Origin of the sequence: Flavobacterium frigidum (assembly GCF_048286735.1) — a bacterium.
In the GTDB taxonomy this organism is placed as follows: domain Bacteria; phylum Bacteroidota; class Bacteroidia; order Flavobacteriales; family Flavobacteriaceae; genus Flavobacterium.
The window spans coordinates 62,687-74,873 of sequence record NZ_JBLVPU010000015.1 but is presented as its reverse complement, the minus strand read 5'-3'; the positions used below and the strand labels follow the sequence as shown (position 1 = coordinate 74,873).

The window sequence follows — 12,187 nt, the reverse complement described above, 5'->3', positions numbered from 1 at the left end:
AAAGAAAGTTTGCTTTTTTGAAGATTAAAAATCTACTACCAATAATACCGGATAATATTTATTAGTGTGATCAAAGATACCAAACCCGTTATACCCCCTATAATGCTATTCATATTGCGCATTAAATAATCGGTCTTATTTTGTATTTTTTGAAAAAAAGTTATGTAAAAATAAAATACTAAAAAAGAACCTAATACTACTCCCGCTACAAAAATAAAGACATAAGTTGTATCAAAATAAAACAAATTATAGGACGCCAAAGTTACGCTTACGAAAACATAATATGGAATTGGAAAAAAATTAAGCGCTGAAAGGAGCATCCCTAGAAAAAAACGAGTCGAAGTGCTCCTTTTTTTAATTATTTCTTTTTTCTTCTTTGGCTTTTTGGCAATCAATAAAAAATAGACTGTCAATACAGCAAATATCACAAAACCAAATTCGCGCAACAGTACAATAACTTCGGGACGTTCTTTTATAAATTGTGCAAAGAGTATTGCAATAGCTGCCTGAAAGAAAATGATAATTACCGCTCCAAGAACGAACCAATAGGCACTTTTTTTACCTTCCTTTAGATTCACTTTAGCTGCTGTCATATTAATCAAACCCGGAGGCGTAATCCCTACAAAAGCAGTAACAAAACCCAGAAACAAGGAAGTAATTAAATTCATAGGTAAAATACAAATATCAAAAAAGCACTACTATTCTTTAATTTTAAATCGAATATACGTAATTGCTTTGTTAATTTCCAAATATTGTTTTTCATAAAAAGTTTGAAATGCAGTCACTTCCTCTGGACTTCCCTCGTTTACATACACATTATGATTGGCATATAAAACTTCGTGACCTTCGCCATGAAGTAAACCAAGTGTGTAGCCGTGCATAAACTCACTGTCGGTTTTTAAGTTAACAACTCCGTCTTTTTTGAGGATTTTTTTATACAATTGCAAAAACTCAGAATTTGTCATTCGGTGTTTCGTGCGTTTGTATTTTATTTGCGGATCTGGAAAAGTGATCCAGATTTCATCTACTTCATTTTCAGCAAAAATATGATTGATTAATTCAATTTGGGTTCTAATAAAAGCAACATTATGTAAGCCAGTTTCTACAGCAGTCTTGGCACCACGCCAAAAACGAGCTCCTTTAATATCGATTCCTACGAAATTTTTATTCGGATATCGTTCTGCAAGTCCAACAGAATATTCCCCTTTTCCACAACCTAGCTCCAACACTAATGGATTGTCATTTTTGAAGAATTCTTTATTCCACTTGCCTTTCAAAGGAAATAAATCACCTACTACCTCTTCTCTCGTTGGTTGAAAAACATTAACAAATGTCTCATTTTCCTTGAACCTCTTTAATTTATTTTTGCTTCCCACTTTTTTTGAATATTTCGGCAAAATTAAGGAAATATATAAGACCGAATGTCAAAGTAGCAAAAAAATGAAAAATCAGCAGGCAACTTTCGATAACGAAATCTATTATTTACTTAAAACAGAACCAGCTCTTAGTTTTTTATTCCTTGAGCCTTAAGCTTATCGATAATAACCGACTCGCTTGCTGATTTCAATTCAATCACTTTGTTGGAATTTTCATTTGGGATTGTCATAGACAAAACGTATTGTTTTATTTTCCACTCTTGTCCTATTTTGACTAACACACCTGAGCCGCGACAAATTTTCATTTGAGTATTCAGCAATTCGTCAAACCAAGCGGTTTTTCCTGTTTTATCAAAATAAATATGGCGTTCTAAAGCTGTAAAACTCCACGCTTTCCCTTTATCAAAATGCGGTTTTGCATAGGCCTGAAAAGCTGTTTTATTCCAATTTTCTGTTGCATCAGTCCCAATAAAAATTGCATCATCAGTCATCAAGTTAAAGTACGTATTATAATTAGCATCTGCTGCAGCTTTATGCCAAGTATCTAATGTAACATTGATTTCGTTTGTAGAATCGGTTTGATTTACCATCACACTTTTACAACCTAATACGGTTATTACAGTCAAAATAGCTAGTAGTTTTTTCATTTTATTCGGTATTATTTTTATTTCTCCATCAAAAGCTAGTAGTATGCGCGTACTCCTTTTTTGTGTCGAATAAAGGTAGCATAAAAACACACAATATTGAAATCAATCGCACAATACCCACTTGTACAACCAACTAACTGTCATTTGAAATCAAACTTACAAGACCCAAAATACGTAAAGCAATAGCGCTATTTTTTGAGACATTACCGTGTTGTCTTTTACTGCGCATTCACAAGACAGAGTTACATCTTTACTACAGCGTTTTTTGAGCGAAGCGGAAAGAATCGATTTGATATAATAGTTTCGACAACATAACACATCAATAGACCTTAAGCCTTTTGGAATAAAAAACTTTGAAGATTTACTTAATTCCTTTCATAATTTTTGGATTTTCACGGTTCGATTTAATTTAGAATTTTGTTAAAAAATAAAAAAACAAATACAATCGTTTCATTTGCAATGTTTTATATTTGAATTGTTTTTAATAATCTGTCTCAAAAAAAAATATGCATCCGGACCAGTCCTACTAATGCAAAATTACATATCAAGTTTTGACGTACTTTTGTATTGCTTTAAACAGAAAAATTTAAGATTTAAAGTTCCAATTATGAGAAAGTTATGTTCCCCAATACTTATTATTGTTTTTACAATGCTGTTGACAATTGTTTCTTGTAAAAAGAAAAATAATCCCAATGATGCTACAAGTGCACCAAGTTTAAATACCGTTGAAGTTGCTTTTGACAGCACTCAAATCAATACTTTTTTTGAAAAATATCCAAAACTAAAAAATTACCAGAGCGAAGTAGAACAATTATACCGCAAACATCAGTTTCATTACATTTGGTTTGATAAAGATGGTCTCAATGAATTTGCTGGCCTGCTATACAACAAAGTGAATAACATGAGTCAGGAAGGTCTAGAAACTGAAATTCCGTACAAGGAAAAATTAGATGATATTTATGACAATCCAGAAGAAAATCAGAAAGCAAGTATTAACACTGAATTGTTCAGTTCTGCGCTTTACTTTTTTTATGCCGATAAAGTATACGATGGTATCAGCACTCAAAAAACAAAAGATTTAGGATGGTTTTTGCCTAGAAAAAGACAATCGTATGTCAATTATTTAGATTCGCTGTTAATCAATCCTTCGTTAATCAACAAAGAAGAAAAAGGTGTATTGAAACAGTATTACCTGCTAAAAAAAGTATTACAAGAATACCGAGCACTACAAAAAAAAGGAGGATGGAAAGCCATCACACTAGATTCAACCGTTAAGTCTTATAAAGTGGGTGATAGTGCCACCGCAATTGCACAAATAAGAACACGTCTTTTTATTACTAATGATATTCCACGAGATTCTAAAAGCGCCGTTTATGACGCTGAATTAGCAGATGGAATATTAAAATTTAAAAAGAGAAGTGGCAATACACTCAACAAAAAAATATTACCAGAGCACATCAAATACATGAATGTGCCCGTTGCTGAACGCATTAAAAACATTATGATCAACATGGAACGTTGCCGATGGATTTCGAATGACATCACGAAATCTAAGGAATTGATTGTGGTGAATATTCCAGCCTATGAACTAACTTTTTTCCGAGATGGGAAACCAGAATTAGTATCCAAGGTCGTGGTGGGGAAAGCCATGAACAAAACCGTAATTTTTAGTGCGCCAATGAAATATATCGTGTTCAGACCGTATTGGAATGTACCGACAAGTATCCTTAAGAAAGAAATTCTTCCCGCCATTGAAAAGAATCCGAATTACTTGGCCGAGCACAACATGGAATGGAAAGACAGTAACGTAAGACAAAGACCGGGACCTGAAAACTCATTGGGATTAGTGAAGTTTTTATTCCCCAATTCGAATGCCATTTATTTGCATGACACGCCATCTAAAAGTTTATTTGGCAGGGAGGATCGCGCTTTTAGCCACGGCTGTATTCGTGTAGCCAAGCCAAAAGAACTTGCTGCCATGATTATGAAAAACGATAAAAAATGGAATCCTGAAAAGATAGAAACCGCAATGAACAGCGGAGAAGAATATTGGTACACGCTCAAAAACAAAATTCCGGTATACATTGGTTATTTCACCGCTTGGGTAGATGCTGACGGCGTAGTTCATTTCTATGAAGATGTCTATAAAAGAGACGAAGCATTAGCATCCTTATTGTTTGACAAATAAAAGTATACCTAATTTTCTAGAGAATAACAACCAAAAAAAATGACACTATCTCCATAAGACAGTGTCATTTTTTTGGCGTGCCAAAAGGCTATTGTTTAAAACAACTCTAAAACTAGTTAAGCATTTAATTTGTTGTTAGAACTATTCTTTTAATTTATTCTTATCTTCTTTTAAAACTGTAGCATTTTGTGGGCTAACAATTTTTTTACCCGTTTGTTCTTCAATTTGCTTTCGGGTATTTCCAGCAATTTCACCTCCTTTTCGGGCCATTTTTTTATTATCAGCAAATGTTTTAGGATTATTTTCTTTACTAATTTCTGTTGTCGTTGCTTCCGCCAACATATTTAATACCAATTCTAAATTGGTCATATTATCTCTTAGGTTTTCTTTTTTTAAGCCTTTTAAATTCTTGTACTGCTTTACTGTGTTTCCGCTCCAAGCTTGGGTAATTATATCAGTAAGTGAGGTAAATTTCTTACGTGCTTTTTATTTTTTGTAAGGAGTTCAAGAATTCCACTTCGTTCCATTTCTTGCCCTTTTTTTACACCTCTATTTTCCCATTCATCGGTGAGTTCTTTTCTAACTTCGATGCTTTTTAGGCGCTGATTAATCCATGCTGTAGAGTATCCTAATTTCAAATAATTTTCCATAGCACGATCAATTGCCTTTTCTGGATCTTGACTCTCTTCTATGCGTTCGTAGCCTATTTTAGCTAACCATTGTTTAAAAGGCTCTGCTTTTGGTGAAGAAATAGATTGAATCAAACGGAATAGTTGTTCTGTATCAGCAACATCTGTTAAACGCATTTTACCATCATCTGCCATCATTTTCAATTGTCCCATATTATGGGACAGTTCACTTCCTTCGTTTTTCAGTTTTGTTTTCAGTGCACTCCAATATTTCCGTGACCTAGGACTATCTGTCAAAACTTGTATAATATCTACAATGGAGAAAAACCATTTATCTTGTTCGTTATCCCATGAGGAACGTATTTTTTGGCTTTCAAATAATTTTATGTTTTCCATCATTTTGTTCTATAATTACATTTTCTCAAATTGCTACTTCTTAATGCCTTTCGATATTAAATTAAAAGTCCTAATTTACTGCTAAAATTATTAAAACCACTATCCCAATTCTAAAGAATCTTAACCAAAAAAAATGACACTATCTTATTTAGACAGTGTCATTTTTTTGTTTGCCAAAAGGCAACTATTTAATACGCTTTCTGTTTTTCGAAAGCCGTGTCCAACACTTTTTTGATTTTGTCTAAGGCACCGTGAAAAGCTTTTTCGGTAGTATCGGCATGATTGGTAACTGCAACGGGTTGCATATTTACTGGTCTGGCTTCGATCAGGCATCGTTTGTCGTTGATTCCGAATTTATCACTGTTTTCGTCTGCAAGATGCACTTCTAAACGGGTTACTTTATCTTCAAAACGCGCCAAAGCGGTTCCTAATTCCTCCGCAATATACGCTTTCAAACGTGCGTGTCCTTCTACATTGTTGTCTGTGTTGATTTGTACTGTCATATTTTTATTTATTTAATGTTCTATTCTCAAATTTATCGATTGCAGTATGAAAAACCGAACCAATTAATAAAACATTGTGAAAATAAAAGAGAGAAATTGTGGTGTTGAGGATGGGAATGGATTATAAGGATCCATTATTTTAAAATAATTTTTCAATGCTTTTGAAAATATATTTATTTCGAGTTCCAATAGTTCTACTCTAACGTCCCAATCTTTAATCATTTCCTCGTCTTCTTCACATATTTCTTCACAATCTAGTTTTCTACTGAGTATATCACTTAACAAAATATCACCACAGGAATAATATTTTGGATAATATTTTTCAATAAATGTCCAAAAGCAAAAGTCATCTCTTTCTGAAGCTTCCATAATTAAGAATTTATTTCAAAGATATAAAAACCGGACTCTACTCCGTTGCAATATAGACCACATTTTGTAATATTTGTTAACATGAATATTAAGCAAAAACTAGGTTTAAAAGTAAAAGAGCTAAGAAAAGCCAAAGGACTTTCACAAGAAAAGCTTGCTAATCTTGCTGAAATTGATAGAACCTATCTACCAACTATTGAAAAAGGAGAAAGAAACGTTTCTATTGAAGTTGTTGAAAAATTAGCAAAAGCTCTTGATGTAAAAATTAAAGACCTATTTGATGAATAGAGCTTATTATTTAAAACCGACTATTAATCTAAGTTGGAATAATATAATACTTAAAACAGAAAAATGATTATAGATAACATTAGACAATTTATAAAAGACAAAGCAGAGCAATTTGGTGCCAAAGCCGAAAATGAATTTAACAAACCATACGTTGAACGCAAGAATACTGGACAAGAGGCATTGAAAGATAACGGTGCATATTTTGGTTTTATTCATCCTGACGAAGATACTTCTGGTCCGTTTCACGATTTTTCATTGACTATTTTTCCCAACGAACAGAACAAACCATGGTTAGTTTGTTTAGGTATTGGCTCAAGTGGGTTTAAAAATGACTATGAATTAGCAACTTATCCAGGACTCAGAAGATTGTTTTCAAATCTAATTAACGAAAGAGGCTTTTGTAAATCTGATTTTTCAGATATTGAAACCAGTTTACCAAAAACAATTACTGGAAACAATGATTTACAGCATATAAAAAACACTATTAAAATCTATTCAAAAGTATTGCCGGTTTGCCAAATAGTAGATAATCCCGAATCTAAAGAAGGTAAGGAAATAATTGCTGCTTTTGTTGCTGGTTATGCAAAGTTAAGAGAATGGCCATCAAACAAAGAGCATAGAAAAGCAATTACTGAAGCTCTTGAACCTTTTTTGAAAATAGAGGAAATTGATGAAGCTGAAGAAATCGAAAGTCTGCTCAACCAAAGAAGATTCATTGTTCTTCAAGGTCCTCCAGGCACTGGAAAGACAAGAACGGCTAAATTAGTGTCAGCTAAAATAAAAGCTAAAACATTTTTTACACAATTTCACGCTGAGACTAGTTTCTCTGATTTTATTTATGGAATTAGACCCGATGTTAAAAGTAAAGAATTAAGTTATATTGAGAACCTAGGAAGTTTTACCATAGCTTTAAAATATGCCATAGAGCATCAAACAGAGAAAATTGTTTTGATAATCGATGAAATAAATAGAGCAAATTTATCCAACGTTTTGGGTCCAATATTTTATCTATTTGAACACAAAATGGAAGATTCTGATATTGAAATAGAAATTTACCCAGGCTTTAAGATTAATCAACTTCCAAAAAATTTTAATGTAATTGCAACAATGAACACTGCCGACAGAAGTTTGGCAGTTGTAGACTTTGCTTTAAGAAGAAGATTTGCATGGTACACTTTGAAGCCAAAACAAATCAACTCAAAACAATTCTTCAAAAACGATTTCAGCAGAATCCAAGAAATATTTGACTGGTATGCAAACAGTAATGAACTTTCATTACAGCCAGGACAAGGTTATTTCATTTCTTCTTCGGTTGAAGAAATGGATAATAGAATCAAATATGAAATATTCCCATTAATTAAAGAATACTTACAAGAAGGGTTAATCAGAAATGCTAAAGAAGAGTTCAATAATTATTTCACAACTAGAATTAATAAATCTCTTTTTGAATGAATAAGCCTTTAGATGTTTTTTGTGAAATACCCTGTTTAACAGAAAAATCGATTTTATTGAACGGTCTTGTATTACAAAAAAAATGGTTTAAATCCGCCGACAAAAGAATCATAGGCCAATACCTGCAAAAATTCATTAATTATAATTCAACTAATTTTAGCTTTTTAGGCGTTCAGCCCTTAATCATAGGTACAGACCAAAATACTTCTTTAACTTTTCGTACTTCAGAATTCATAGGGACTATTCCTTTAAGAGCATCAGATACTGGTAAGCAGATTGGTGACTTTGTTGTAATGCCCAGATTCACTGGGCGGGATAGATTTGAAGATTACATAGAAATTCTTAATCTTTTAGGGACTACAATCAGTCCTCAAGTAATCGACAGTTTACCTTTAGCTTCAGGAAGGAATTTCCGACCTCCATTATATTTAGAAGCTATAAAATTTATTGATTCTCTTGAAGAATTAATAAAAACTCCTTGGAGAAAATTTGATAATATTGAAAAGATAACTTCTCAACCAACAGGACAAGTAAATTGGAATAAATATATAAATGAAGAATATAAAATCGAAAATCGGTTAAAATTCCCAGCACGGAAAAATATCCTAAGTGAATTTCATAAAGAATATTCTGAAATTCGCTATGTCTATGATTTGTGTAAATTGAAACTTTTATCTTCAAATACACCACAAAGAATAAAAAGCTCGACTAGAAACAGACTAAGCTTTATTGACGAAAAGCTTTATTTACACAAACCTATTTCAACTAATAATATTGTTATAAAATCCGCTGATAATCTTAAAGTTAAAAACTGTAAAGATCAAGCAAATAGAATATTAAATTTTAATTTTATAGACAGTACGGCGTGGCGAGTGGATTTCTCTGATGTTTTTGAAAAGTTTGTTCAATATATATTTAAAGAAATTTCAAAAGAAACCGGAGGTCATTTATTTTCAAATTACAAATTTCATTCCAAAACATCTAATCGATATGCTTGGGAATTGAAACATATTGAGCCAGATGCAATCTACAAAAAAGAAAATCTTATTGTATTTATTGATGCTAAATACAAATCAAATCTTTACAACAAATTTGACAAAAGTGAGAATTTAAAAGATATTCATAGACATGATTTACATCAGATTATGGCTTATTCATCATTTAGCAAAACCGACAATAAATATGGGTTTTTATGTTATCCTTCTGATAAAGTTGAAATAAAAAAAATCAGCTACAAGAATAATATAAATCAATCAACAAACAATATTTTTATATGCGGTATCCCAATGAAGAAAGAGTTTGTTCTTGATGTAAAAAAAGCATTAATGGCAGAACTAAATAAAGTGGAAATGAATACCGTACCAAACACTAACTATTAGTTTCTTAAATATTTCACAATCAATTTCTTGTTATCAAACTCTTCAATTGATATATTCTCTTTCATTTTCATTTCTTAAAATTATTATCGTTGAAGAGCTCCATAAAATCAGTATCGAGTCCAAGGATAATTTTTTCCATTATTTCAATAGAAACATTTCTCTTTCCCTTTTCGATGTCTGAGATATAATTTCTGTCAACATTCGATATATTAGCTAGTTGTTCAATAGAAAAACCTTTATTCTCTCTTAATTCTTTTACTTTATGACCGAATTTTTCTTTAATATCCATATTTGATAAAATTAGTTTTACGCCTACAATTGACCCGCCTACAATTGGCCTCATTAATTTTTAGTTTTCAACTTGATTTTTTGATACGTAAATTCATTCCACAAAAAAAACGCTACTCTTTCGAATAGCGTTTCTTGAATTTCTTGTTAGTATAAATTCGTGATGTGATTGCCACGTTCCTCGCAATGACAATCGTCTTGAGGAATCGAATGCCCTAGCCCTGATGGGAACGGCATCCTTTTACTTCCGCCACTTTCGGCGAAGGAAAAGATACAGTGTACAGCAGGATTAAGCTCCTAAAAAAGAATAACCCCGTACTGCCTGTGTTGCTGTTATTTACTTGCAGAGATGGCCATAATCCCCATGTTGTAGAGCGTAAAGGCTTGTATGTCTACGTTTTCCTGAATGGTTGCTGCTACTGATTTTCCGGCGCCGTGTCCTGCATTGATGTCAATTCTAATTAAAGTTGGGTTGGTTCCGGTTTGTTTTTCCTGTAATTCGGCAGCAAATTTAAAGCTGTGTGCCGGTACTACTCTATCATCGTGATCGCCCGTTGTGACCATTGTTGCCGGATATTGAACTCCTACTTTTACATTGTGTACGGGAGAATAGCCTTTGATGTAACTAAACATTTCCTTGCTGTCCTGAGCCGTTCCGTAATCATACGCCCAACCTGCTCCTGCGGTAAAGGTATGGTAACGCAACATGTCCATCACGCCTACCGCTGGCAAAGCAACTTTCATCAAATCTGGACGTTGCGTCATGGTAGCACCTACAAGCAATCCTCCGTTTGACCCACCACGAATGGCAAGATACTGTGAAGAAGTGTATTTTTGAGCAATCAGGTATTCTGCCGCTGCGATGAAATCATCAAACACGTTTTGTTTTTGCATTTTGGTACCCGCATCGTGCCATTTTTTTCCGTATTCGCCACCGCCACGTAAATTAGGTACGGCATAAACGCCTCCGTTTTCCATCCAAACGGCATTGGCAATGCTGAAACTTGGCGTTAAACTCACGTTGAATCCGCCATATCCGTAAAGCATGGTTGGGTTGGTTCCGTCTAGTTTTAATCCTTTTTTATGTGTGATAATCATTGGGATTTTGGTTCCGTCTTTTGAGGTATAAAACACTTGTTTGGACTCATACAAATCGGTATTGAAATCTACTTTTGGTTTTTCATACACAACAGAGGTTCCAGTTTTTGTATCTATACTAAAAATTGAACCCGGTGTGATGTAATTTGTAAATGAGAAATAAAGGTTTTTCTCTTTTTTCTTTCCGCTAAAACCGCCCGCTGTTCCTACTCCAGGAAGTTTGATTTCGCGAACCAATTTTCCGGAATAATCATATTGTTTTACTAATGAAACGGCGTCTTTCATATAATTTGCAAAGAAATAACCGCCACCTGTTGATGGAGATAATACATTCTCTGTTTCGGCAATGAAATTTTTCCAATTCTCTGGTTTTGGGTTGTTGACATCCACGGTAACGATGCGTTTGTTGGGTGCATTTAAGTCGGTTTCTATGAATAATTTTCCGCCTTCGTTTTCGATGATGTTGTTGTCGCTCTTGAAATTATCTACAATAGTCACAATAGGACTGTTGGGTTTTGTTAAATCTTTGATGTATAACTCGTTTCCATATGTAGAATTTGCCGCCGTAATTACAAGGTAACGATCATCCTCAGTCACGCCACCGCCTACATAACGGCGTTTTTGGTCGGCACCAAAAATGATTTGATCGTCTTTTTGAGCTGTTCCTAATTTATGAAAATAGAGTTTGTGCTGGTCGGTTTTTGCCGATAATTCGCTTCCTTTTGGTTTGTCGTAACTAGAATAGTAGAAACCTTCGTTTGCTTTCCAAGACACGCCACTAAATTTTACATCGACAATCGTGTCTTCGATTATTTTATTAGTAATGGCATCCATGATGATGACTTTTCTCCAGTCGCTTCCGCCTTCTGAAATAGCGTAGGCTACTTTTGAACCGTCTTTAGAAAAATCCAATCCGCCAAGAGAAGTGGTTCCGTCTTTAGAAAACGTATTTGGGTCTAAGAAAACAGTTTCGGTACCTTTGGCGTCTTTGCGATACAACACCGATTGGTTTTGTAAACCGTTGTTTTTGTAGTAATACGTGAAATTCCCTTCTTTGAAAGGTGCTCCTATTTTTTCGTAATTCCACAGTTTTTCCATTCGGGATTTTAACGCATCACGAAACGGAATTTGATTGAGATATCCGTAAGTTAATTCGTTTTGGGCTTTGACCCAAGCACCTGTCTCGGCTGATTTATCGTCTTCTAGCCAACGGTATGGATCTGGAAGTTTCGTATCAAAATACGCATCAACAGTTGCCCCTTTACTGGTCGTTGGGTATGTTATTTTTTCGTTTTTATTTTGGCCAAAAGTCGCCATTGCAGAAGTTACAGCCATTATTAAAAAGGATTTTTTCATTAGTTAATTTTTTAGGTTGTTACAAAAATAGGGAAATAGTTAGTGTGGTAAAGGTGCGAAAGTCTTAAATAAAACCAAAAAACTGGTGTTTAGAGAAATCTGATTTTATAAAATATTTTTTCAAATTCAAAACACTAATTAAGATTCTCTTTCATTTACTTAAATTACCCATTTCTTATTTAAGTTTTTTGTTTATTTATTTAAATAAAGAAAAAGTT

13 protein-coding genes are annotated in these 12,187 nt (G+C 33.5%); 4 read left to right on the top strand and 9 right to left on the bottom strand.

Going from position 1 to position 12,187, the window contains the following annotated elements:
- Window positions 1-35 precede the first annotated feature (35 nt).
- The 3 genes from ACNQGO_RS10170 to ACNQGO_RS10160 all read right to left on the bottom strand — a co-directional run bounded on the left by ACNQGO_RS10170 (window position 36) and on the right by ACNQGO_RS10160 (window position 2,023).
- Window positions 36-668: a LysE family transporter gene (locus ACNQGO_RS10170; RefSeq protein WP_417985189.1), complete on the bottom strand. Its 633-nt coding sequence runs from the start codon at window positions 666-668 to the stop codon at window positions 36-38.
- A gap of 30 nt (window positions 669-698) precedes the next feature.
- Window positions 699-1,376 (bottom strand): tRNA (guanosine(46)-N7)-methyltransferase TrmB, encoded by a 678-nt coding sequence (gene trmB / locus ACNQGO_RS10165; protein ID WP_417985206.1) that lies wholly within the window; start codon window positions 1,374-1,376, stop codon window positions 699-701.
- A gap of 128 nt (window positions 1,377-1,504) precedes the next feature.
- Complete coding sequence (locus ACNQGO_RS10160) at window positions 1,505-2,023, bottom strand: nuclear transport factor 2 family protein (RefSeq protein WP_417985188.1); 519 nt, start codon at window positions 2,021-2,023, stop codon at window positions 1,505-1,507.
- A gap of 607 nt (window positions 2,024-2,630) precedes the next feature.
- Here ACNQGO_RS10160 and ACNQGO_RS10155 point away from each other — a divergent pair.
- Window positions 2,631-4,211 carry a L,D-transpeptidase family protein gene (locus ACNQGO_RS10155; protein WP_417985187.1) on the top strand — a complete coding sequence of 527 codons (1,581 nt, stop codon included), beginning with the start codon at window positions 2,631-2,633 and terminating at the stop codon, window positions 4,209-4,211.
- A gap of 141 nt (window positions 4,212-4,352) precedes the next feature.
- On the opposite strand, the gene ACNQGO_RS10150 is transcribed toward ACNQGO_RS10155, so the two are convergent.
- From ACNQGO_RS10150 to ACNQGO_RS10135, 4 genes are all read right to left on the bottom strand, one after another.
- On the bottom strand, window positions 4,353-4,580 hold the full coding sequence (locus ACNQGO_RS10150) for a hypothetical protein (protein ID WP_417985186.1): 228 nt from the start codon (window positions 4,578-4,580) through the stop codon (window positions 4,353-4,355).
- A gap of 80 nt (window positions 4,581-4,660) precedes the next feature.
- Window positions 4,661-5,236 carry a BRO-N domain-containing protein gene (locus tag ACNQGO_RS10145; RefSeq protein WP_417985185.1) on the bottom strand — a complete coding sequence of 192 codons (576 nt, stop codon included), beginning with the start codon at window positions 5,234-5,236 and terminating at the stop codon, window positions 4,661-4,663.
- A gap of 188 nt (window positions 5,237-5,424) precedes the next feature.
- Entirely contained in the window at window positions 5,425-5,739 is a 315-nt protein-coding gene (locus tag ACNQGO_RS10140; RefSeq protein ID WP_099713737.1) for an HPF/RaiA family ribosome-associated protein, read from the bottom strand.
- A 63-nt stretch (window positions 5,740-5,802) separates the two neighbouring features.
- Window positions 5,803-6,108 carry a hypothetical protein gene (locus ACNQGO_RS10135; RefSeq protein WP_417985184.1) on the bottom strand — a complete coding sequence of 102 codons (306 nt, stop codon included), beginning with the start codon at window positions 6,106-6,108 and terminating at the stop codon, window positions 5,803-5,805.
- Between the two features lie 81 nt (window positions 6,109-6,189).
- Here ACNQGO_RS10135 and ACNQGO_RS10130 point away from each other — a divergent pair, with 81 nt between their 5' ends.
- From ACNQGO_RS10130 to ACNQGO_RS10120, 3 genes are all read left to right on the top strand, one after another.
- Window positions 6,190-6,396 (top strand): helix-turn-helix domain-containing protein, encoded by a 207-nt coding sequence (locus ACNQGO_RS10130; protein ID WP_309758374.1) that lies wholly within the window; start codon window positions 6,190-6,192, stop codon window positions 6,394-6,396.
- A 63-nt stretch (window positions 6,397-6,459) separates the two neighbouring features.
- Window positions 6,460-7,848 (top strand): AAA family ATPase, encoded by a 1,389-nt coding sequence (locus ACNQGO_RS10125; RefSeq protein WP_417947321.1) that lies wholly within the window; start codon window positions 6,460-6,462, stop codon window positions 7,846-7,848.
- Window positions 7,845-9,227, top strand: a complete 1,383-nt coding sequence (locus tag ACNQGO_RS10120; protein ID WP_417947320.1) for a hypothetical protein — start codon at window positions 7,845-7,847, stop codon at window positions 9,225-9,227. Before ACNQGO_RS10125 ends, ACNQGO_RS10120 begins: the two co-directional genes overlap by 4 nt.
- 67 nt (window positions 9,228-9,294) lie before the next feature.
- On the opposite strand, the gene ACNQGO_RS10115 is transcribed toward ACNQGO_RS10120, so the two are convergent.
- Window positions 9,295-9,570: a helix-turn-helix domain-containing protein gene (locus ACNQGO_RS10115; RefSeq protein ID WP_417947318.1), complete on the bottom strand. Its 276-nt coding sequence runs from the start codon at window positions 9,568-9,570 to the stop codon at window positions 9,295-9,297.
- A gap of 278 nt (window positions 9,571-9,848) precedes the next feature.
- Window positions 9,849-11,948 carry a prolyl oligopeptidase family serine peptidase gene (locus ACNQGO_RS10110; protein WP_417985205.1) on the bottom strand — a complete coding sequence of 700 codons (2,100 nt, stop codon included), beginning with the start codon at window positions 11,946-11,948 and terminating at the stop codon, window positions 9,849-9,851.
- Between the last annotated feature and the right edge of the window lie 239 nt (window positions 11,949-12,187).